Source organism: Phocaeicola sp. ICN-14070, assembly GCF_037892625.1.
GTDB lineage: Bacteria > Bacteroidota > Bacteroidia > Bacteroidales > Bacteroidaceae > Phocaeicola > Phocaeicola plebeius.
On sequence record NZ_JBBKBF010000031.1, the window covers coordinates 20965 to 44990 of the forward strand.

Annotated in this window: 15 protein-coding genes and 1 pseudogene; 5 read left to right on the forward strand and 11 right to left on the reverse strand. The window is 43.0% G+C overall.

Annotation, left to right across the window (positions count from 1 at the left end):
* Positions 1-28 precede the first annotated feature (28 nt).
* Together WKT20_RS09855 and WKT20_RS09860 are read right to left on the reverse strand one after the other, a co-directional pair.
* Entirely contained in the window at positions 29-898 is an 870-nt protein-coding gene (locus WKT20_RS09855) for a cell division protein FtsX (protein WP_117701151.1), read from the reverse strand.
* 6 nt (positions 899-904) lie between these two features.
* On the reverse strand, positions 905-1801 hold the full coding sequence (locus WKT20_RS09860) for a class I SAM-dependent methyltransferase (protein WP_040312431.1): 897 nt from the start codon (positions 1799-1801) through the stop codon (positions 905-907).
* A gap of 139 nt (positions 1802-1940) precedes the next feature.
* Between WKT20_RS09860 and WKT20_RS09865 the strand changes: the two genes are divergently transcribed.
* The gene (locus tag WKT20_RS09865; RefSeq protein WP_117701149.1) at positions 1941-2141 is read left to right on the forward strand and encodes a PspC domain-containing protein; all 201 of its coding nucleotides are present in this window, start codon (positions 1941-1943) and stop codon (positions 2139-2141) included.
* Between the two features lie 205 nt (positions 2142-2346).
* Here the strand turns inward: WKT20_RS09865 and miaB are convergent, their stop codons facing one another.
* Positions 2347-3720: a tRNA (N6-isopentenyl adenosine(37)-C2)-methylthiotransferase MiaB gene (gene miaB, locus WKT20_RS09870; RefSeq protein WP_340417298.1), complete on the reverse strand. Its 1374-nt coding sequence runs from the start codon at positions 3718-3720 to the stop codon at positions 2347-2349.
* Positions 3721-3842: 122 nt separating this feature from the next.
* Here miaB and WKT20_RS09875 point away from each other — a divergent pair, with 122 nt between their 5' ends.
* Together WKT20_RS09875 and WKT20_RS09880 are read left to right on the forward strand one after the other, a co-directional pair.
* Complete coding sequence (locus WKT20_RS09875; RefSeq protein WP_118164426.1) at positions 3843-4190, forward strand: hypothetical protein; 348 nt, start codon at positions 3843-3845, stop codon at positions 4188-4190.
* Positions 4191-4233: 43 nt separating this feature from the next.
* Positions 4234-5730 carry an acetyl-CoA hydrolase/transferase family protein gene (locus WKT20_RS09880; protein ID WP_117701143.1) on the forward strand — a complete coding sequence of 499 codons (1497 nt, stop codon included), beginning with the start codon at positions 4234-4236 and terminating at the stop codon, positions 5728-5730.
* 75 nt (positions 5731-5805) lie between these two features.
* On the opposite strand, the gene WKT20_RS09885 is transcribed toward WKT20_RS09880, so the two are convergent.
* From WKT20_RS09885 to WKT20_RS09905, 5 genes and pseudogenes are all read right to left on the reverse strand, one after another.
* The gene (locus WKT20_RS09885) at positions 5806-6573 is read right to left on the reverse strand and encodes a rhamnogalacturonan acetylesterase (RefSeq protein ID WP_340417301.1); all 768 of its coding nucleotides are present in this window, start codon (positions 6571-6573) and stop codon (positions 5806-5808) included.
* Positions 6568-7956: pseudogene (locus WKT20_RS09890) on the reverse strand (glycoside hydrolase family 88/105 protein); the annotation flags it as partial. The gene WKT20_RS09885 and the pseudogene WKT20_RS09890, both read right to left, overlap by 6 nt.
* A 30-nt stretch (positions 7957-7986) precedes the next feature.
* Positions 7987-9924: a rhamnogalacturonan lyase gene (locus tag WKT20_RS09895; protein ID WP_117701139.1), complete on the reverse strand. Its 1938-nt coding sequence runs from the start codon at positions 9922-9924 to the stop codon at positions 7987-7989.
* 16 nt (positions 9925-9940) lie between these two features.
* Entirely contained in the window at positions 9941-11380 is a 1440-nt protein-coding gene (locus WKT20_RS09900) for a rhamnogalacturonidase (RefSeq protein ID WP_118164434.1), read from the reverse strand.
* Positions 11377-12000 carry a DUF4450 domain-containing protein gene (locus tag WKT20_RS09905; protein ID WP_117701135.1) on the reverse strand — a complete coding sequence of 208 codons (624 nt, stop codon included), beginning with the start codon at positions 11998-12000 and terminating at the stop codon, positions 11377-11379. The genes WKT20_RS09900 and WKT20_RS09905 overlap by 4 nt, the downstream gene beginning before the upstream one ends.
* 211 nt (positions 12001-12211) lie before the next feature.
* Here WKT20_RS09905 and WKT20_RS09910 point away from each other — a divergent pair, with 211 nt between their 5' ends.
* The gene (locus tag WKT20_RS09910; RefSeq protein WP_370859908.1) at positions 12212-14263 is read left to right on the forward strand and encodes a beta-galactosidase; all 2052 of its coding nucleotides are present in this window, start codon (positions 12212-12214) and stop codon (positions 14261-14263) included.
* An 87-nt stretch (positions 14264-14350) separates the two neighbouring features.
* Here the strand turns inward: WKT20_RS09910 and WKT20_RS09915 are convergent, their stop codons facing one another.
* From WKT20_RS09915 to WKT20_RS09925, 3 genes are all read right to left on the reverse strand, one after another.
* Complete coding sequence (locus WKT20_RS09915; protein ID WP_278454746.1) at positions 14351-17608, reverse strand: exo-rhamnogalacturonan lyase family protein; 3258 nt, start codon at positions 17606-17608, stop codon at positions 14351-14353.
* 157 nt (positions 17609-17765) lie between these two features.
* Entirely contained in the window at positions 17766-19862 is a 2097-nt protein-coding gene (locus WKT20_RS09920; RefSeq protein WP_117701131.1) for a RagB/SusD family nutrient uptake outer membrane protein, read from the reverse strand.
* A gap of 18 nt (positions 19863-19880) precedes the next feature.
* Positions 19881-23012: a SusC/RagA family TonB-linked outer membrane protein gene (locus tag WKT20_RS09925; protein ID WP_340417299.1), complete on the reverse strand. Its 3132-nt coding sequence runs from the start codon at positions 23010-23012 to the stop codon at positions 19881-19883.
* Positions 23013-23542: 530 nt separating this feature from the next.
* Between WKT20_RS09925 and WKT20_RS09930 the strand changes: the two genes are divergently transcribed.
* On the forward strand, positions 23543-24026 hold a 484-nt coding region (locus WKT20_RS09930; RefSeq protein ID WP_340417300.1), incomplete at its 3' end, for a phage integrase SAM-like domain-containing protein.

A 24026-nucleotide genomic window follows, 5' to 3' on the forward strand; every position in this document is an offset into this window, starting at 1 on the left:
AATGAATTTTGTCTATTTAGTTTGAACATTAAAGGCGATATAAATCTCCGGCTTTCATCTTCAAATATTTGTTGATGGAGATGTAGGCACATAAGGTGGCGATGAGGATACCCGAGATAAAGACAGCTCCCATTACGCAAAGCATAATTTCCGGAGTAATAAGTTCCAGTAGCCCTGGTTCATAATTGACGAGCATGTAGGACATACTGATAAGCAGGGCATTGGCCATAGCCGCCGCAAGAATGCCTATCCATACATTTCTGACAATGAACGGTCGCCGGATGAATGACCAGCTTGCACCTACCAGTTTCATGGTGTGAATCAGAAAACGTTTGGAGTAAATGGTCAGTCGTATGGTATTGTTGATCAATGCAAATGAAATAAGGGTGAGCAAAGCAGCTAGCCCTAACAGGAACATGCTGATCTTACGTATGTTCTGGTTGATGGTGTCAATCAGGTCCTGCGGATAATTTACTTCAATGACTTTTTTATTGTCCAGCAGTTTTTCCTGAATCCAGCTCAGACTGTCAGAATTGGCATATGCTGCATTGAGCTTGATTTCGATGGAAGCCGTAAATGGATTATAGCCTAAGAATTCAGCCGGATCTGTTCCCATGGCTTCTGTCTGTTCTTTCAGAGCCTGTGCTTTTGATATGTAGGTGGCCTGCTTCACAAAAGGCTCTTCTTCCAGCTGCTTTTGGAAGCGGATGGCTTCTGCTTCTTTCATGTCGTCGTTGAGGAGAACGGAAAAGTTGATATTCTCACGTACGTATACAGAAAGATTATTGGCGGTCATAACAAAAAAGACCACCATACCCAACAACAGCAGTACCAGCATTGTACTGATGCAGGAGGTAATGAATTGCATATCGAAAAGACTGCCCGACTTCTGACTCATAATTTCTTATTTTTTTCTGAATACATAAATCATGGAACTGCTTCGGTCTTTCTTAGCCAGTGAAACAATCCATGCTTCCGTTCCGGCAATCAGGCCTTTTAGGAACGGGAAAGCACTTTTCCGGTACTTCTCGCTCAGCATAGATACGTAAAACGCATCAAAAGGCATCGGATGTCGCTCGCAGAGAATAAAGTCGTGTTTGGCTCCAAACTGCTGCATAACGGAAGGGCTGAAATGCCACAAATGTCGGGGAACATCGTAGGCACCCCACATTTCTTTGTACTTCTCTGCATCGAATGAAGTGGGGTTGGGCACGGCTATAATGAGTATACCCTGATCTTTCAGAATACGCTTCAGTGTTTCCCAGGTCTCATTTAAATGTTCCAGATGCTCCATGACATGCCACAATGTAATTACATCGAACGATTTGTCGGCGAATTCATTGAGGGCTTCCGGAGCTGCCACATCCAGTTCAAAGTGCTCTTTGGCAAACTGGCGGGCTTGAGGGCTTTTTTCGATGGCAGAAACGTGCCATCCTCTTTCCTGCATGAAATGCGGAAAATAGCCTGTGCCTGTACCGATGTCCAGCAGGCTGCCCTGGTTTAATCTGGAATTATGCTTGACAAGGCGTGCTTTACGGGCAAGCATAACACGGCGCACCCAGTGATATACACGGTTCATTAACCCTTTGTGTGTATCGCTGTGTGAAATATAATCTGGAGTTTCGTAGTAGCGTCCTATTTCTGCTTCAACCGGAACAGGATGAGTGAACTGGAAACCGCAGTCTTTGCAACGACAAATCTGAAAAGACTCACCGGAAGCATAGTGGTCTGTACATGTCATTACCTCTTCAAAGTGGTTTCCTCCACAAAGTGGACATTTATCTATTTTCAGTATATTCACTTTATTCCCTAATTTGCTGCAAAATAACAAATAAAAAGCCTATGCCATGATTTTCTTTAAAAGTTTTTAAGAGTAATAGGATGCTTTATGTATGTTTTTTGTAACTTAGCCCCGAATAATGAATATTTGCCAATAGATTATGGAGAAAAAGAGATTGACACGGTCAAACAATCGTATGATAGGTGGGGTCTGTGCTGGAATAGCCGATTATTTTGGATGGGATATTACTTTAGTACGTATTATTTATGTGCTGGTCACATTTTTTACGGCTTTTTCTGGTGGATTGGTTTATCTGATTCTCTGGCTGGTAATGCCGGAGGCCGGAAGAGAAAGTAATTAAAAAACAGACTTGTATAAAGCAGTATACGTGCTGTAATTGTTTAGGTTTTCCTCGCGCGAACCGTATGTTTTGCGGAGCGGAAACCTATGTTTTTCATGCCGGAAACGTAAGTTTCCGCCTTGTGAAATGTAAAAAACCTGCAAGCATCTTGAAAAAAATGCTTGCAGGTTTTTATTGAGATTTCTCCAAACTATTTCAGTAAGAATTATTCAGTTACTTCTATGCCTTTCAGAGTAGCAGAACTGGACTCTGTAATTTTTACCTTTACAAAGTCGCCGATGCGATGGCTGCCACGGTCAAAGACTACTACTTTATTTTGTTCCGTACGACCGAACAACTGTTCTTTAGAGCGCTTGGATACACCTTCTACCAATACTTCGAAAGTTTTTCCTACATCTTTGGCATTGCTTTCAGCAGAAAGCTGGTTCTGCAGTTCAATCATTTCATTCAGTCGGCGGATTTTGATTTCTTCGGGCACGTCATCCGGAAGATGTTTGGAAGCGTATGTACCCGGACGTTCAGAATATTTGAACATGAAAGCCGAGTCGTAAGCACATTCGCACATCAGCGACAAAGACATCTGGTGGTCTTCTTCTGTTTCAGAATGGAAGCCCGAGAAAATATCGGTACTGAGTCCGCAGTCGGGGATAATTCTCCGGATAGCAGCCACTCTTTCCAGGTACCATTCACGGGTATATTTACGGTTCATCAGTTTCAGGATGCGTGAACTTCCGCTCTGTACGGGCAAGTGGATGTGCTTGCATACATTGGGCACTTCTGCGATGACATGAAGCGTTTCGTCACTCATGTCTTTGGGGTGTGAAGTGGTGAAACGTACGCGCATGTCGGGCACCGCTTCGGCCACGATACGGAGCAGCATAGGGAAGGTTACTGTCTGGCCGTCTTTTTCAAAACGGTATGAGTTGACGTTCTGTCCCAACAAGGTTACTTCCTTATAGCCTTTTCGTTGCAGGTCGCGTACTTCGTTCAGGATACTTTCTACGTCACGGCTGCGTTCCCGTCCGCGTGTGTAAGGCACAATACAGTAATGGCAGAAATTGTTGCATCCTCGCATGATGGAAACAAAGCCTGAAATATGGTTTCCGCAAATGCGTGAAGGTATCACGTCGCGGTACGTTTCCGTAGTAGAAAGTTCCACATTGATGGCTTTTTCGCCTGCTTCTACAGCTCCAATCAGGTCAGGGAGGGTCAGATAGGCATCCGGACCAGCTACCAGGTCTACATGATGCTTTTCTATCAGCTCATTTTTCACTCTCTCGGCCATGCATCCCAGTACGCCCACAATCAGGTTTTTCCGCTTTTTGCGCAAAGAATGGAAAAATTCCAGTCGGTTCAGGATTTTCTGTTCCGCATTGTCGCGGATAGAGCAGGTGTTCATGAATACGGCATCGGCTTCCTCCAGTGTGTCGCAAGGAGAATATCCAGCCATTTGCATGATAGATGCAATTACTTCACTGTCTGCCACATTCATCTGGCATCCGTAGGTCTCGATAAACAATTTCTTGTTTTCGTGTTCAGTTGCAGATTTAAAGTCTGCTCCTGTAGCTTCTTTTGTCATAAGGTTTTCTATATTAAAAATTTGCTTGCAAAGATATCTGTTTCTTGGTTAACTTCCATAAAAAGGGTGGGAGATATAGATTTTATTCGTATCTTTGAAGAAAACCTTAACACTTAATATTTATGGATATAATTCAAGTTCTTGTTTTTTTAGGTATAATTGGCTGGGGACTTTTTCAGGTCAGGACTCAAAAACAGAAGAAGCCGAAGCGTGCAAAGACCGTAAGACAGGCACCTCCGGCAGCATCTTTTTCTGTAGAAGAGGAGATTCCTGAAGAAGTGATACCAGCTCCTGTACCCGAAGCAAGGAAGAAACGGAGATACACTTCTGTCAAACCTTCCACTCCGAAAGAACAAGCATTGAATGTACCGAAAAAAGAGGAGCAGAAGCCTGAAATAGCTTTTCGTAATGCAGCAGATGCACGTAGGGCTTTTATCTATTCTGAAATTTTTCGTCGTAAATATGACTGATTGACTAACTTTTTTAATACTAACATAAAAAACACTTGATACTATGAGCTTTAACTTTATTACGGCAGCCGAAGCTGCCAGCTATATTAAGGATGGAGACATTGTTGGACTGAGTGGCTTCACCCCTGCCGGAAGTCCGAAAGCTGTGACTGCAGAGTTAGCGAAAATAGCAGAAGAAAAGCATGCAAGGGGAGAAGCTTTTCAGATAGGTGTGATAACGGGAGCTTCTACGGGAGATTCTTGTGACGGGATGTTGACGCGTGCGCACGCCATTAAGTTCCGTGCTCCTTATACCACTAATACAGATTTCCGCAAGGCTGTGAATAACGGCGAAATCAATTATACAGACATTCACCTCTCACAAGTGGCTCAACGTTTGCGTTCTGGCTTTTTGGGGCATGTGAATGTAGCCATCATAGAAGCTTGTGAAATTACGGAAGACGGACGTATTTACCTGACTGCCGGAGTAGGTATTACACCTACTATCGCTCGATTGGCTGATAAAATTATTGTGGAATTGAATGCGGCGCATAGTAAAAGCCTGATAGGCATGCACGATTTGTATGAAATGGAGCGTCCTCCTTATCGCCGTCCGATTCCTATCGTACGTCCTAGCGACCGTATTGGTCTTCCTTATGTTCAGGTCGATCCTTCCAAGATTGTGGGTGTGGTAGAAACGAATATACCGGATGAGGCACGTGGTTTCCATGAATCTGACCCAGTGACGGATAAAATCGGTCAGAATGTGGCTGAGTTTTTAGCTTCAGATATGCGTAAGGGAATTATTCCTTCTACATTCCTTCCTTTACAATCGGGAGTAGGAAATATTGCCAATGCCGTGTTGAGCGCATTGGGTAAGGATCCCAGCATTCCTCCTTTTGAGATGTACACTGAAGTGATTCAGAATTCCGTTATTAAACTGGTGAAAGAGGGTAGAATCAAGTTTGGTAGCACTTGCTCTTTGAGTGTGACGAATGATTGTTTGCAAGATATTTACGATAATATGGACTTTTTCCGCCATAAACTGGTGTTGCGTCCTTCTGAAATTTCCAACTGTCCGGAAGTGGTTCGTCGTATTGGTGTGATATCTATGAATACTGCCATTGAAGCAGATATTTATGGAAATGTCAATTCCACTCATATTTGTGGAACCAAGATGATGAATGGTATCGGAGGTTCCGGCGACTTTACCCGCAGTGCCTACATTTCTATTTTCTCTTGTCCGTCAACGGCCAAGGGAGGTTGTATCAGTTCTATTGTACCGATGGTTTCTCATTTGGACCACAGCGAGCATTCGGTAAATGTTATTATTACTGAACAGGGTATAGCCGATTTACGTGGAAGGAGTCCGATGGAACGTGCGGAAGCGGTGATTGAAAACTGTGCACATCCTGATTACAAGCAGCTACTTTGGGATTACTTGAAGATTTCTACGAAAGGACAAACCTGTCACAGCCTGTCTGCAGCGTTGGGTATGCATCAGGTGTTTATCAATAAAGGTGACATGCGTTTGACAGACTGGGCTGAATTCCAGAAATAAAAAAGAAATAGTATCTCATAAAAAATGCCCCGTACTGAATTGGCAGTGCGGGGCATTGATTTTATCTGTAAATGCTTATTTCAGATAGTCTTTCAGGTCGCAATTCTGGAGCGAACGGATACCTTCTACCACAGATTCTGCATTCAATACAGCACCTTCCTGAGTGTTGTGTACAGAGTCTGCATAGTAAGCGGCAGTCTTTTCTTTTCCTATGGCTTCAAATTTATTGGCAGTCAGGTCGTTCAAGTCAATAAAGCTTACACCTTCCTGTTCTGCTACTTCTTTTGACCATTTGCCGTAAGTCTTATCGCAGCGGTTCATGTGATTGTCGGTCCAGCGGTTACCCGGAGTGTGTGACATCACGATGACTTTTGCTCCTTTAGCTTTTGCCTGGCGAATATACATACGGATGTAGTGGCCGAAGCTGTATACTTTTTCCGTGCTTCCGTCTTTTTCCATGACTACTTTTTTAGAGTCATCTCCAGTGCCTAGCAGAGAAGCGCGTGCACGTCCGGTATTCATCGGGCCTCCGTCATTGTGTCCGAAATCAATCAATACATAATCACCCGGTTTGATGGCAGGAAGTACACGGTTCCAAAGGCCTTCCGTGAAATAAGTACGGCTGCTTCTTCCTCCCAATGCACAGTTTTCAATGCTGATGCGGGTTGTGTCAAAGTAATTTTGCAAGTAGCTTCCCCATCCCCATTTGTTATCTTCTCCGTTGCCTGCTCCACATTTTACGGTAGAGTCTCCAATCAGGAAAGCGACAGGACTCTTTTCGTTGATACGGCTTACTCCTGCTACAAATTCACGCGGATTTCCCGGCTCAGAATAGAAGAAGATAGGTTCTTTCGTCTGCTGTTCTGTAGGATAGAAATGTACGGCGCTGTCGTTCATACGCGGATGCTGGTGCTTCAGTAAATTGAGCATTTCGGCTCCGGCCCAGATGACAGGACCATACCCGTGGGCTGCATATACATTTACCGGGCGGTAGTAATAGAATGCCGGGTCATATCCCATACCAGTTCCTACGCAGGTCATTTCTACCTGTCCCTGGGCGTTGATGGCAGAAGATACGGCATGCCATCCCAGTTGCACTACCGGACCGTATGCCATGGCGTCAATCCATCCTTTGTTGATGGCATGTGCTATACAGTATACGTAGAGGGCAGTGGCAGAAGATTCCAGGTAAGAATCATTGCGGTCGAGCAACTGATGCCAGAAACCGTCTTTGCTTTGACAGGCAGCCAGTCCGCGAACGTGTGCCTGCAACAGGCTGATAATTTTATCGCGTCCGGGATAGTCGGCCGGAAGTACATCCAGCACTTCACACATAGTAAGAATAGCCCATCCGTTGGCACGTCCCCAGTGGAAAGCCGGATGATCTTTCATTCCTTCTACCCATCCATGACGGAACAAGCCTTTTTCCGGAACAAACATGCGCTCTGCAAACTGCAGTACCTGGCGTACGGCTTCCTGATAATATTTGTCATTGTGGTCGGATGCATAGCGTCCCATCAGAGCAACAGAGGGGATGCCCATGAACATGTCGTCCAACCACAATGTGTTGTGGTAAGGACGGTTACGGGCAAATGTTCCGTCGGCCAGACGATGCTCTTTGTACATGATGAAATGGAAGTAATTGTCAATCATGTCCTGCAATTTCAGGCTTTTGTCTTTCATCTGTGCCTTCATCATTGCCGCACATACTGCTCCTGCATCATCCAAGGCGTGAGGAGTCAGAATCTGAAGCATCTGTGCATCGGTTGTACCGTATTTTTCATATACTTTCTTAAAGTAAGGAGCTACTTCCGATAAGAATTTGAAGCGGTCGTATACATATTTTTTGTAGGCTTCGTCACCCGTAGCTTCTGCAGCAGCCAGCATGGCGGAATAAGTAACTCCCCATTCATAACTGGCCAGACGGAAAGCACCTCTTTCCAATTGTGCATTGGTATCCATGTTCGCATAGTCGGTAATGACTTTTCTGTTGCGTTTGTCAACCACTCTGGTCGGTGTGTTACTTTCCAGATATCTCAAGACACGGTCCATGTCTTTTTTGATGTCTTCTGCTGATACAATACCATACCCTACCTGATAATCAGGCTGCAAAAGATGAAGCGGAGTATTGGAGTCATTGATGACTTCCTTTTTCTTTTGTGCATGGGCACTAAGACCGGCAGAAAGAGCCGCCAGCAGTGCGAAGTTTAAGACGAGTTTATTCATATAACTAGTTTTAAATGTAAGCGTAATGGGTTATTTGAATGTATATCCTCTGAAAGTGCCTTTCAGTTCCGGTCCGATATAGAAACCAGGCTGGGTAGGCTGGTTGTAAGCCACGTTCTGTGTAGCAATACTGATTCTATATACAGGGTCTTCCAGGAAAGTTTGGAAGCGGTACTCAGTAGGAATTGTGGTTACGTACAAGCGGAGAGACTTGTTGTCCTCGGTACGAACCAGCACCTCTTCTCTCCAGTCACCGATAAGGTCGCCCTGAAGTGAGGGATTAGATTTGGTACCATTGTTAAATGCGCATCCTTCAAATGTAAAGATGGTATTGCAACATTTGTTTTTCCAGTCGTATTTGCTTACTTTCCCTTTGTCAAGCAGTTCACGGAGCAAGTCGCCATCCCACCATACTGCCATGTTGTAAGACAGTCCGGGAACTTTTTCTGCCACTACTTCTCCTTTGATGTTACGAATTCCTCCTGAGGCTAGTGACCACATTTCTACACCGGGACTTGTCGGGTCAATTTCGGCAGCCATACAACGTCCTACATCGGTCTTGTCGGGATATTGAAGCAATACTTTTCCGGTTTTTGCATCTCGGAATGAAGAACCGTCTTTCCGGTTTTCATGGCAGGCCCATACTTGCAGACTGGCTGAAGCCGGATCAAATTGAGTGAGGTGCATGGCATCTCCGTGTCCCATTCCTGTGGAATAAAGTCCTTTTCCATCGTGGTCGAATGTACAAGAGCCATATACGATTTCATCGCATCCGTCCTGATCAATATCTCCTACACGGAGGTTATGGTTGCCTTGTCCGGCATATTTCTCACATCCCGGGTTGTTGCTGTCGAATACCCAGCGGTTTTTCAGTTCTTTTCCGTTCCAGTCGAATGCAGCCAGTACGGTACGTGTATAATATCCACGGCACATGACTACGCTAGGATGAACTCCGTCCAGGTAAGCAATGCATGCCAGAAAACGGTCACTACGGTTGGCACGCTCGTCTCCCCAGCCTTTCAAATCGCCACGTAATGGAATATAGTCAATGGTTTGCATAGCTTCGCCTGTCAGTCCGTTGAAGACAGTCAGGTATTCATTTCCGGTCAATATACGTCCTTGGTTACGAAGAGGGTCTGTAGGTTTTCCTTTACCTCGAGGATCATTGGGAGGAAAATCTCCTCCTTTAGGCTGGTTGGGATTTCCTGGTTCACGATAGTCGGCCGTGGCATCTCCGATTGCTTTTCCTTTTCCATCTATGGTTCCGTCGGAAGTTTTCATCACGATTTCAGCTTTTCCGTCTCCATCCAGGTCATATACCATAAACTGGGTGTAGTGAGCACCGGCACGTATGTTCTTTCCCATATCAATGCGCCATAGTTTTTCTCCGGTCAGGCGATAGCAGTCGAAATATACGTTTCCTGTGTAACCATCGTGTGCATTGTCGTGTGCGTTTGATGGGTCCCATTTCAGGATAATTTCATAGTTTCCATCTCCATCTACATCTCCGATGGAGGCATCGTTGGGACTGTAGCTGTATTTTTCTCCGGTCGGTGTAACACCGTCTGCGGGTTTGTCCAGTGGAATGTCAATGTATCCTGAAGGAGCATTTCCCGGAAGGGTATAGCTTCCTTCATTTGAAGTCTCTTTCCCATTGATCACGGGTTTTACCATATAGACTGCTTTCTGGTTTCCTGCATAATTGTCTGTATAAAAAGTTCCTGTTCCAGCTGGAACTTGTGCAATCTTTTTTCCGTTCCGGTAAACATTGAATGCGGTTTCCATTGGGTCGGAAGAAAGGTATCTCCATGAAACTGCTACTTTTTGTGCATTCTCTCTGACGGCGACAACTCCTCTTCCGAGTTTTTCTCGCTGCAGTTTACTGAAATCATAATTCGTTTGTGCGGAGCTGAGCACTCCCAGGCTGCAGGCAGCCAATGTCATGAGCCATTTCCTTTGTGTCTTCATTTTATGTGATATTTGATTATTGATTTATTGTGATTGAAACGTCTTCTCCATTCTCCCGAATATCTGTAAAGCGGATGTTTTCTACATCTTTGGTTACGAATAAAGGACGTCCATCCGGTTTCTCATAATAGAAGTTGATATGATGAAACGAGATATTCTTAGCATGTGAAATGTAGAAGCCTTTTGCCGGGATAGTACCGAACATCCATGGTTCAGGATATACCTTTTCTTGTTCCGGAAGCTCTCTTTTTCCATCTTCTTTTGTATATCCTCCTTTATAATACAAGTGAATATGGTCGAAGGTAACATCTTCTATAATCCCATTAGGGATACCGCTGATAATGGAAGAATAACGGGAGTCTACATTGTATACATTGATGTGACTGATACGGATACGCTTCATACTTCCGGCTGGAGTTCCTTCGGGGCTTCGCATACGGGCTCCCAGGCGGAGAAAGATACCGGCATTGACAATGTGTCGCATGGTGATATGGCTGATTTCGATGTCTTCCAGATGCCCTCCGTCTACCGTTTCCAAAGCCAGTCCCCTGCAGTGTTCAAAAATACAGTTGGTTACGGTGATATTCTTAAATCCTCCACTAGATTCTGTACCCAGTTTGATACGTCCTGTACGGTAGCCATGGTCCGGTGCCTGAGGCTCATCCAGTTCCCAAGTACCGCTGAGCATAGTTCCGCGATCGTATCCGCTGACGTAACAGTCGGAGATTGTTACGTTTTCTGTATCTTTAAAGTAGCCTAACGCATAAGATGATTTTAGTACAATAGCATCATCCCATGGAGTATTGACGCTGCATCGGCTGATACGTACATTTTTGCAACAGTCGATGTCAAATCCGTCACGGTTGGTATCTACTTTCAGGTTATCGATGGTCAAGTTGTCTACTCCAGTAGCCAGTAGGGCAAAGTGACCACAACGAAACATAGACAGATCTTTCAGTGTAACATTCTTGCATTCTTTCAGACTGATGGCTTTATTGCCTACTCCGTCGCGTCGGCTTTCTTCGCGTGTCAATCCTTTTCCGTCAATCTTTCCTGGACCACTGATTGTAATATCTTCCAGGTTAATTCCCCAGATAAGGGAATTCTTCCAGTGACTGTGTCCGAAGTCTTGATAGCTGTTATGGGGATTGGATTCTGCTTTGTCATATCCCTTTTCGGCCGTAGGGAAAGCAGCCACAATTGTAGCACCTTGTTCCAGATACAAATGAATCTGGCTGGCAAGTCGGATAGAATAACAGGCATATTTTCCAGCAGGAACATATATTGTTCCCCCTCCTTCGCGGGCAGCTTGCACGATAGCCTGATTGATGGCTTCAGAATCAATGTGCTGTCCGTCGCCTACGGCTCCGAAATCTTTTACGTTATAAATTTTTGCTTGCAGTATGTTTGTACAGAGAAACAAAATCCACAAGCAAATGATGATTTTCTTATTCATGGTTGTTGCTTTTCTTGGTAAAACAATGCTGGTAACATGTAGTCGGCATAGTCGGCCTTTGCATTTTGCTTGTATGCACAGAAGTACACTTTTTCTCCTTTACGAATCAGGCAGGTTGCTGCCAGTACGGGAGCATCCGTTTTCTTTCCGGATGTGAAAAGTGCCAACGGAGTATGTTGCTTGTGTCCGTCGGATAAACGAATAGAAGAAGCTGAGGGAACTATAAGATTGGTCACTTTTAGTTGCATAACTTTTCCGTGGTAGACTGTAACTTGTGTACCTTCTACATTGAAAACATTGTCTTTGCAATATTGAGGTTCAATATCTGTTTCTGGAGTGGTCGCATCGCATCCTCCAAAAGCCCATCCCAATGTAATATCTTCTCTCTTATTTTCGATTTCCAGAATGAATCCTTTTGTATCACTGAGTGGATGGCAATCGATATGCAGCTGTGTCTGTTTCTCATCCAGCCATCGGCTTGAGTCGTTTTCAATAATGCCTAGTCTGAGTGTACCTGAACCATCGGGCATAGAGAAAGAAAGTGCTTTGTTTTGAGCAGAAATTCCCCCCAAAATGCTCCATAAAAAAAATCCAGTCACAAATGATTTCAGTGAATTCATAGTTCTTGATAAAATGTTGTCCTTGTTTCAGCAAAGTTACGCATCTTGAATCGAAAGGAGCATGGATTATTATACATGTTCCTCGATTATCATACACTTTCCTGAAAAAAATGAGCTATCATGCAGGCTGATTGTGATTTCCTTCTACCTTTGCAAGAGTAATACATTTCAAAACTAATACTTGAATACGATGAAAAAACGTTTGCTTGCAATGGTATGCGGGTGCTTGTTCTATGGGGGAGTTTTTGCTCAGCATACCTGGTTTAATGACAAAGATTTGACCTTGACAGGAGCTTATTATTATCCGGAACATTGGGATGAAAGTCAATGGGAACGCGACCTGAAACAGATGCATGAACTAGGATTTGAATTTACTCATTTTGCAGAATTCGCTTGGGCGCAGCTTGAGCCACAGGAGGGGGTATATGATTTTTCTTGGCTGGACCGGGCAGTTGCCTTGGCGGCCAAATATGATTTGAAGGTCGTGATGTGCACTTCTACAGCTACTCCTCCTGTATGGTTAAGCCGTAAATATCCGGAGGTTTTGCTGAAGTCCGAAGACGGTACTGTGCAAGATCATGGGGCACGCCAGCATGCTTCTTTTGCTTCTCCTGTTTACCGGAAACTCGCTTATCGTATGATTGAAGAACTGGCCCGCCATTATGGAAAGGATTCGCGCATAATTGGTTGGCAGCTGGATAATGAGCCTACTGTACAATTTGACTATAATCAGGCAGCAGAAGAAGCTTTCCGGGAATTCTTGAAAGAGAAATACCATCACAATATTCAGGAACTGAATGCAGCCTGGGGCACTGCCTTCTGGAGTGAAGTCTATTCTCGGTTTGAGGAAATTACCTTGCCTAAAACCGCCCAGATGTTTATGAATCATCATCAGATTCTAGATTATCGTCGGTTTGCAGCCAAGCAGACTAATGACTTTTTGAATGAACAATGCAGGTTAATCAAGAAATATGCCAAGAACCAGTGGGTGACTACCAATTATATTCCAGATTATGATAAAGGACATATTGGAGGTAGCAAGGACTTGGATTTTGTCAGCTATACCCGCTATATGGTATATGGTGACAATGAAGGTATCGGTCGTAGAGGATATCGTGTGGGAAATCCTTTACGGATTGCCATGGCAAATGACTTTTTCCGTCCGGTAAATGGTATTTACGGGGTAATGGAGTTGCAGCCGGGACAGGTAAACTGGGGAAGTATCAATCCTCAACCCTTGCCAGGTGCTGTCCGTTTGTGGTTATGGAGTGTATTTGCCGGAGGCTCTGATTTTATCTGTACGTATCGCTATCGTCAGCCTTTGTATGGAACTGAGCAGTACCATTATGGTATTGTGGGCACAGACGGTGTGACTGTGACACCTGGCGGACGAGAGTATGAACAGTTTATGAAAGAAATCCGTTCTTTGAGAAAAGATTATCGCCCGAAGGAAGATAAACCGGAAACCTATCTGAAACGGAAGACAGCTATTTTATGGAATCCGGAAAATTATTGGAGTATTGACCGTCAGAAACAGAATGCAACATGGAATACTTTTGCTCATGTAGATAAATATTATCGTACACTTAAGTCTTATGCAGCTCCTGTAGATTTTATTTCTGAAGAGAAAGATTTCTCACAATATCCGGTGATGATAGTTCCCGCATATCAGTTGGCCGATAAAGAACTGGTAGCAAGGTGGAAAAAATATGTGGAAGAAGGAGGAAACTTGGTGCTGACTTGCCGTACCGCACAGAAAGACCGTTTTGGACGTTTACCGGAGGCTCCTTTTGGTTCAATGATTGATGAGTTGACCGGGAATCACATGGAGTTTTATGACTTGTTGTTGCCTCAAGATCCAGGACAAGTAAAGATGGATGGAAAGGTTTATACTTGGAATACTTGGGGAGAGATTTTGCAACCCAGTGCTTCCAATGAGGTTTGGGCTACTTATACGAATGAATTTTATGAAGGAAAACCTGCGGTTACTTTCCGTAAATTAGGAAAGGGGTCTGTGACTTATATCGGAGTAGACAGTTCAGACGGGGCTTTGGAGCGTCAGGTTTTGGATAAGTTGTATAGTCGTCTGCAAATCGAAGTAATGAATTTACCTTACGGTGTGACAATGGAATACCGTAACGGATTAGGTATAGTGCTAAACTATAGTGACCAGCCTTATCAGTTTGCACTTCCTCAAGGAGCAAAAGTGTTGATTGGTACTCCTAATATTGCTACAGCCGGTGTATTGGTCTTCAAATTTTAGAAGAGAGAAAATATAGGATGTAAAAAACGGCTTTAAATGATGTTTTCCTGTCATTTAAAGCCGTTTTTGTTATCTATTAATGTGGTGTTATTGCGGAATTACCTCCTGCATATAAATCGCATCCAGACTCCACAATGCAGCATCATTGGTGCTGATTGTCTTACATTCATCCATAGTTGCCGGGACTTCTGGAGGAAGCACTTTTTCTATCTTGAATTCCGGTGCCGGAGTATGTTCCAGTTTGCTCCATAAATCTTTCCAGGCCTCTGCGGCTGTTTTCGGGTCATACAGATGGGATGCAGCGTATGCCATTAGTCTGCAAACCCGGAAGCGGTTACGTGTTATTTCGAGTGCTTTTTGTTTGTAGTCACGTGCATGTTCCAGCCATACTTTGTTGAACTCCGGAACCTGAATCATTTCCTGCATTTCATTCATTATTTCAAAGCCTCCCATGATCGTCATCAGGTGATTGGTATTCTGTCTATTGGGATCGCCCTCATAACTGATCACTCCGGTTGCCGGGTCATATCCTAAGGCCATATTTCCAGTGAACAATCCATTTTTCAGGGCTGCAATGCTCTTCATGCCTGTGATAATCTTGTCGCAGTACTTCGTATTCTGCGTACGTTCCCATTCAGTCATCCAGTTGCCTGCGTAGGCCAGCCAGTCGGGGCCGATGCGTAATCGGGCAGGTGCGCTGCATGGGAACTGGCTCTTTGGCTCGGCCAAACGCATCGGATCGAGTGTATATAGCTTCTGGTCTGCATCGGTTACTTCTTTCATTAAGTCGCCGGCTCTTTCGTCTGTGGTCAGGTAATAATAGAAACGATTCCAGGCGGCCTGACTGATACGAGCCTCTTTTGCACCGCATCCCCAGTGACTGACGTTGTGACGGCTTCCTAAGCCTGCATTGGGACCGATGTGGTATACATCCACTTCTGCCGTATGACGTGTGATGGCTTCTGCCATTTTCCAGATGTCCTGCCGTCCTGTACGCAGGAAATTATACCACAGCCACATGTTGGATGCCAGTTCGGTGTTATCCCATGCATATCCGCCTACATCGTATCTCCAAGAGTGGCGTATCGGATCGTAAGCATGCATTAAGTCACCATAGTTCCAAAAACCATACCATTTATGTTGAGCAATAGCGTTTTGATATAAATCGATATAAGCATTCAGGCGGTCTTCTACCTTACTGCGCTGCGGATTACTTCTGTCAGGTAATGACCAGATGCCAAAAGCCCGGCAGGCATGGAGATATTCCGGTGTACACATCAGTGGAGCTGCTTCTGATAGAATCTGTGCCGTTTCTGCGATGCCGGCTTTACCTGGATAAGCAGCTTGTGGAACAACGGTCAGTGTGTGTGTGCGAGCAATACCATAGGGGGTACTCATTCCTTCCTGTACGTCTTCGTAGCTGGCTATCAGGTCATGTGCCACCTTGTCATAGTGTCTTAAGTCCATAGCTTCTGACTCCGGACTCCATAACCAGACAATCAGTGAAGCTTCCTGGCTACGTGCATATTGTACTTCCAGGGTAGAAGGATAAGCTTGCCAGAAATCCTGTAAGGCAACTCCTATTCCTCCACTGACATCACCGGCAAAAGCATATCCTCCGGCTTGTGTGCCGGTAAAAGTACCAATCCAGGGACTGTCTTCTGTAGCCCGTTTGCGGATGCTGAAAGAATTGTCTGTAAGTTGAGAGAGACGGAAATTATCCCATGCTGCCCAATTGTCAATCAAACTTCTGTTTTTTGCATCAAAACGCTGGTATTCAGGAATGCGTTTTCCTTCCATCTGTTGTTTCTGCCAGCTTTGGTCTTTGTCGAGTGTCAGGATTCTTCTTCCCACCAGCGGTTTAACCGGTTCGCTCCATACACCTCCGTCGGCACCGGCGAAGGCTACATGACGGTTATATAAATCCTCTCTCATCGGAACCTGGAATCGTACTCCTAGTGAGCGGATAAAATCTTTGTTTTGGTCTCCATCGTAGATGAAAGAGTGTACCATTTTGATTTGCTCATTTCCTGCGTAAAAATACATACGCAGAGTGAACGGAAGCCATTCACGTCCGTCTTTTCCCTGCTGTACACCCTCCAGTTTGATGGTAGTACGTATTTTTCCTTGCTGTTCAATTACGGCTTTTTTGATGAGGCTATTGAATGACTGATAATGAATCTCAGTGGCATCTTCTCGTGATGGAGAATCTTGTGTGCTGGCAATTAAATCCGCCTTTCCACCTACTTTCACATTCCCATACAGAAGACTGTCTAGAATACAAGTTCCAGATTTAGGGATAAAAGCAGTAATTTTTCCAGTGGCTATAGTCAGTTGGTTATCGGATTCTGTGACATGAATTTCTTCTGTATTGGTCGTTTTTTTCTTTTTAGAAGAAGGTATTACTTTTACTGAACGGGTATTACCCGGAATAACAGCAGCCATACCTGCCCATTTTACAGATCCATCGGGCCAGTATGCTGTGGTCCATGTGTCGGCCTCCACTAATTCTCCGTTTTCAGTTTGTACACACAAGGGGGTACCTGATTTTACTTTACCTTGTTTGAACGGAACTCCAAAACTGATGGGGCGTGCTTGTTCTGGAACCTTTCCAATCCAGTGTAAAGGAGCTTCGGTAGCTTTTTCTTTTTCAATGGAGTATTTGAAATTAGTGATACGTGTCCTAGATAATGTGGTACGGAAACCGAACCAGCCGGAAGTCAACGGTGACGGATCATAAAAGTCGACAAGTAATTTCCCGTCGATGTAATAGCGTATTCTGTTGTCTGTATTTTGAATCTTAATGTGATACCATTTATTTGCTGTCAACAGATTATTTTGGTCTTTGTATTCTTTCAAAATGGCAGGACGCACCTTTTCATCTGTAACCCCGGCTTCATTGCCGTCATAACGACGGAAACGAGTGGTCGAATTGTAGTTTCCTCCATATCCTAGATAATACAGCTGAAGGCTGTAGCAGTTTACGAAAACTCCGTTTCGCCAATTCATGCGTTTCCAGATGTCAGAAGCTTTCGGGTCGGAAGCCATCCAGAAGCAGTTTAAGTCGCTTAGTCTGTCACCTGGTTTCCCTTCTACTGCCACACAGGCATCGTATTCAATGGTGACGTTGCCCGACATTTTTTCTTTTCTCCACAGAGTCAGTCCTTTAGGAGATAAAATTTCACAGGTATCTCCTGAAAAGGAAACTTTATAGTCAGGAGATTCGGATTCCACCTTCCAGTATTTGCTGAAATGGCTTTTGTCCAGTCCGGATGTCGTTCCGGATTGTGCATTCATCGTAAACGGACTATACATCAAAAGTCCTATTAACCACAGTTTCTTCATAGTTTTATTGGAAAAATAATCATTTTACAAAGTACGGGAAAGCTTCTGTCTTAGGGACTGGAGTATTGTACATGTTGCTGTAAATTTGTATAAAAAAGAGACGCTTCTCTTTTTTGAAAAGCGTCTCTTAAAATTGTATGGAAAAATAAGGTTTTGGTTAATAGCCAGGATTCTGCATTGCTTGTTTTTCCTCATTGGTCAAAGCTGCTCCACTCTCATTTGTGATACCATCAAGGAATGATTGTGGAATTGGGCGATAGTAATGTTTGTCTGGGTTAAACTCACCGATACCACGGCTTACACCGTCGTTAAATGCATGCCAGCGTGCATCAAGAGTTTTTGTACGTGCCAGGTCTTCCCATCTATATCCTTCACCACAAAGTTCACGTGTACGTTCGTTCAACAAGAAGCACATCATTTTTTCTGCATTGCTAGTGCAATTCAGTGCCTGATAGATAGGTGCATCTGTTTGAGAATTATATACATCGTCTACGCTGTTCAGGTGCATGCCTGAAAGAGATGACTGTGCATTGTAAACACTTTCCTGTCCTTCCAGGTTATTAGATTCATAATAAGTGTTCTGTTCAGAATAGATGGCTCCGTCAGCAGAGTAACCTCCTCCTTTTCCGGAGCAGTATGTGTTGTTTTTGTAAGATTGACCACCATCCACGTTTACACTTCTGTCTTCACCTTCTTTATAGGCAGCACGGTCACGCAATTTGTTAATCCAGGTGATAGCGTCTGCATAATGGCTTTCTCCTTTACGGATATAAGCTTCTGCTACCATTAGCACATCATCAGCTGAACGTGCGATAATGGCATCACGAGTTCCAAACTGAGAACCAATAGAGTTACGCGAACCGTCACGGAACTTAGACAATGCAACAGAGCGTTTGTGAGGAATAATGTTATAATAGTTTCCTGTGTGTGTAGAGAGGTTCCAGTTCAGCTGATTTTCACCTTTGAAATAACGTACAAATGTGTGTGGTGCACAAATCTCTCCATTTTTCTTTACTTTGATATCAGCTGCCCCTGTTGAGTAGTTTTCAAAACGGTCGTCTCCCGGTTCGTTAACGATATATTTGATACCTACTTCTCCAGCGATAAAACGCTTATCTCCCACATTAACACCTGCGGGTGCGCCGTTATTTATATCTTCTTCAGTCCATGTAGGTGCTCCGGCTGTGTAGTTTGCTCCATAGCAAGTAATAAATGATTTCCAGAATCTGGAGTCATTAACTCGGTCGAATACCTGCATGGTATATTCAGTTGCACTTACATAAGAGAATTCACGGCCACCAGAGATGTCACGTTTAGTTCCCTGTATATCCTGGTATACAGATGGGTAATACAGATGCATCTGATTACCGTAACGTCCCCATGTAGATTCATCGTTTGAGAACTGTGCTGCCAATACGACTTCACTGACTTTTTCATTTGCTCCATTAGGTTCCTGGTAGTCCCAAAGTTCTACGTAGTTAGTACATATCGGGTGTTTGCTTACCACTTCCGAACCATACTGAATTACGGCGTCCAAGTCTTCAGCAACATAGCTTGAGTTCCATCCACTGTATAACTCAGAAGCACGGAACAGATGTGCTTTAGCTAAAAAATGGGCAGCGGCATATTTTGTAATACGGCCTGTCTGCTCTGGGCTTTCTGGCAACAAGTTATAAGCTTCTTGGAAGTCGCTGATAATCTGTTTGTAAACATCTTCTTCAGATGCGCGTGTGAAATAGGTCTCTACACTGGTTGAAGGGGTTAGCTTAAGGGGCACACCGCCAAATTGTTTAACCAGTTCAAAATAGGCAAACGCTCTTAAAAAATAGCCTTCTCCCAAACGGGTTTTATAGGTAGCACTATTTTTATCGTAATATTGAGGCATATTGGCAATGATGATATTTGCCGGTTCTACCAAGCCATAGAAATTATCCCAAACCGGTTGGTTAGCTCCAGTTTCCGCTGAGTTCAAGTCTTGGCTGTAGTGATTCCATGCAGGCATAGTATTGTTTGCATCGGTAAATTCATCTACTCCCATGTTGTAGCATTCGATTGCCCAAACGTAGTTATATTTAAATTTCAATTTCTGATATGCACCGGTAACCAGTTCATCGAGACCTTCTTGGGTTTCAAATCGGTCGGTACTATATTGGGTAATTAGTTCTTCATCCAGGAAAGAATCTTTACATGAAGACAGACTGCTTCCCATAGAACTGATCATTAATGCAGTATATAATATTTTATTTAGTTTCATAGTTCCTTAATTTTATGATTAGAATCCAATATTAACACCGATAACAAAGCTCTTCAGAGTTGTTGCAGAACCAAATGTTTTAGTGTTATTATCATAGTTAAGCAAATCAGTATCCAACCAGTCACAAGCTTTATAAATAGTGAATGGGTTCATGGCCTGTACGTATACTTTAAGATTGTTCAATCCTACATTTTTCAGTTGCTTAGAAGTAAAGTTATATCCCAAAGAAATATTACGTACTTTGATGTATGAACCATCCTGATAGTTCATAGAAGAGCTGTATGTATCTGCAGCCTCTCCATTTGAACCCGGAGAGTAATATTGTGCATTTTCGTTGGTGCCAGCTACCCAATAGTCCAATTTACGCATCATGTAACGGCCGTCAAGAGTGGCAGCTCCTTGTGGAACGGTAAAGCCCCAACGTGAAAGGATAAAGAATGAAAGTTCAAAATTCTTGTAGCTGAATGTATTATTCCATCCGGCAGTCCAGTCAGGACGTACTTTACCGACAATCTGACGGTCGTTTGTGGCATCAATAGAACTATCCTGATTTAAATCTTTTACTTTAATCTGACCAGGTTTACGACCATATTTTGCAGCTTCTTCAGCTTCAGATGTTTTCCAGATTCCATCATATACATAATCATAGTATACACCGATTTCTTCACCTACAAACCATCTGTTATTTACATCTTCAGTTCTTCCATTAGATAACTGTTCAATCTTGTTACGGTCCATAGACCATGTCAATGTAGTATTCCAAGAGAAATCTTTTGTTTGAACAGGAATGGCATTTACCTGTAAGTCAATACCCCATCCGGATGTCTTTCCTACGTTGGCATATGTAGAAGTGTAACCTGTTAATGAAGGAATCGTCATACCGAGCAACAAGTCATTGGTCTTAGTCTTATAGGCATCAATGCTACCACTTAAGCGGTTATTAAAGAATCCATAATCGATACCTACGTTGTACTGAGTTGTTTTTTCCCATCCTAAATCCTGATTAGCCATCTTAGCCGGATTTTTTGCAGAAGGATCTGAAGGAACATATCCTAATGAAGAATCTGTTTGTCCCCAGTTGTAGTATAATCCGGTAATAGCTCCTTTAGTGGCATAAGCTGCAATAGCGGCATTACCTGTGATACCAAATCCAAGACGCAATTTCAATTGGCTTAACCAGTTAACGTCTTTCAGGAAATTTTCCTGATCCAGGCGCCATGCCAACGCCATAGAAGGGAAGCTTGCCCATTTATGTCCTGGAGCTAACTGTGAAGCACCATCCCAACGCATAGATGCGGTCAATAAGTATTTATCCATGAATCCGTAGTTTGCACGAATCATGTAAGAAGTCATCTGGGTTTCTGTCAGTCCAGTGCCGAATGAACTTAATGTACCAGCTGTAGACATATTATACCATAATTCTTCTGATGAAGCAACATTAGTGGCACGCATATCACCCATTTCATAGTGATAAGCAGAAGCTGATTGCATCAAAGTCAATCCTAAATTATGTTTTTCAGCAAATGTCTTGTTGTAATAAATCAAGTTATCCAGTGTCCATGAACGTTTCTGTTCATTTTTGTATTGAGCTCCATTGTTTCCATCTCCGTTGATACCTTCTGCAGCATTGGCTATTCCCAGAGTATAATACTGGAATTCAGGACCAAACTGAATTCTATAAGAAAGTCCTTCCAGTGGTTCCCAGATTTTTCCGAAGTCTACTTGTGCATACATGCTGGCATTAGCTCGGAATGTACGGCGCTGGTTGGTATTGTAATCCAGTTCACGAATAGGGTTGATGATGTTTACATCACCATTCGGGTTACGAATGTATTCTCCGTTTTCATCATAAGGTACAGTCCATGGCAGCATGCTTCTCAATGCTCCATAAAGGTCTCCCGAACCTGTAACAGATTTTGTGAAGCTGTAACCATAATCCTGATCTGAATAAGATGCGTTGATTGAAGAACCCATCTTAAAGAAACTCAGAGGGGAAGCGTCGAAAGAAGTTTTTAATGTATAGCGTTCATAGGCCTGTCCAGGCTGTGTACCTTTCTGATTTAAATATCCGAATGAAGCATAACCCTGGAATTTGTCTGTACCGCCAGAAGCGCTTAATGTATGTTCATGAGTGATACCCGTTTGTTTGCCATTAGAAGCCCAATCATAGGAACCTACTTTTGAAGGATCATAAGTTCCTCCTTCCCATGCTTTTTCAATGTTTGCCCAAGAAGCGGCTACACTGCCAAATGCAGCTTTATCAGCTTCGTAATCAGGAGTTGCAGATACATAAGATCCCATGTTATATTTGGCAAGACGAGCGTAATCCAACCATTCTGAAGCAGACATCATTTCTGTTACATCATGCAGGGTCTCAAAGGTTACGGTTCCTGAATAATTCAATGAAATCTTTCCTTCTTTTCCTTTCTTAGTAGTAACCAAGATTACACCATTGGCACCGCGCGAACCATAAATAGCAGTAGCAGAAGCATCTTTCAATACGTCGATAGATTCAATATCACTCGGGTTGATATTTTCGATACCGCCGTTTTGGATAATCATACCATCTACTACATACAGCGGGCCTTGATCGGCAGTGATAGAACGTACACCACGGATATTAATGCTTCCTACTTCACCCGGACGCTGGCTGGAAGTAATGTCCACACCAGCGGTTTTACCTTGCATACCTTCCAGTGCATTTTTAACAGGCATCGCTTTCAATTCTTTTTCTCCGACACGTGCCATCGCACCAGTAACGTCTGACTTTTTCTGCACACCGTAACCTACCACAACAACCTCATCGAGCACTTCGGTGTCTTCTGCCATTGTGACATTAAATGTTGTTTTTCCTTGTACCGGAATCACTTGAGTCTTGTAGCCAACAAAGCTGATTTCAAGTGAAGCGTCATTAGGTACATTAGATAAGGTAAACTTACCGTCAAAGTCAGTAATTGTACCGTTAGTAGTTCCTTTTACTACTACACTTGCACCAATTACAGATTCCCCACTTTTATCGAGTACCGTACCCGACACCGTCTTACCTTGTGCATACGCTCCAATAGCGATAACAGAGAACAAGGCTAAGAAGAACAGGCGTTGCAAGTTAGAAGCGCAACGCATCAGACTAGAATAAGTTCTGTCTTTCATACCTCTAATTTGGTTAAGTTAAACAAAAGTTAGTTTCATTATATCTTTGTTTTTGCATTTTTGAATGCGATGTAAAAGTACAATTGTATGAGAGGGTAAACAATGTAAAATTGTGTAGAAACATGGAAAAATTTGTACAAATACCTTTCAAGAGTTTTTTAAGCCTGCTTTGACATGAAAATCTTCTTTATGTTATGCTCATCAAACAATCTTATCATACATATCGCAGATTTGTTAACAGATTAGGGACTTTAAGTTATTTCATTAACATTCAAACATACAAATCCTGTATATAATTCTTCTTTTCCCTTTGATGTATTCCTTTAAATTTAGGTGCCAATTCTCTGTTTCACACTGTGGGATATAAAAACCACAGTGTGGGATACATATTTCACAGTGTGAAATACAAATTCCACACTGTGAAACAGAGTTTTTGCAAAGTAGTTCTGAAAAAATGATTAGAACAAAATAAACTATCAATAAGAATCTTTTTCTTTATGTAAATTTTCATCCATTTAAATCTTATCATTATGACTACGTTTTCTATCGTCATTGTACCCACAAAAAGATTAGCGAATGGAAAGCACAGAATACGTATTGCTGTTGCTCACCAAGCGCAAACTCGTTACATTGCAACTCCTTTTATCTTAGACTCTATTTCACAGCTTAAGAAAGGACGAGTCGTCCGTCATGAAAATGCAGCACAAATAAATCTTTGCCTACAACGGACAATAAATGAATATATACTTATACTTTCTTCCATAAAACATGCTAATCAACTTACATGCACACAACTTATTCATTCTATTCAAGAGGAAGAACGTAAAAAGTATTTGACATTTGATGTTATAGCTAAAGAATTCTTATCAACTTTACAATCAGAAAGCAGAATAAAATCATATAAACTATATAAAACGGCAATTTCACATTTTAATCGATTTTTAAAAAAAGAGCATGATATACCGCTTGAACAAATCAGACCATCTCATATTCATCAATATCAGAATTTTCTAG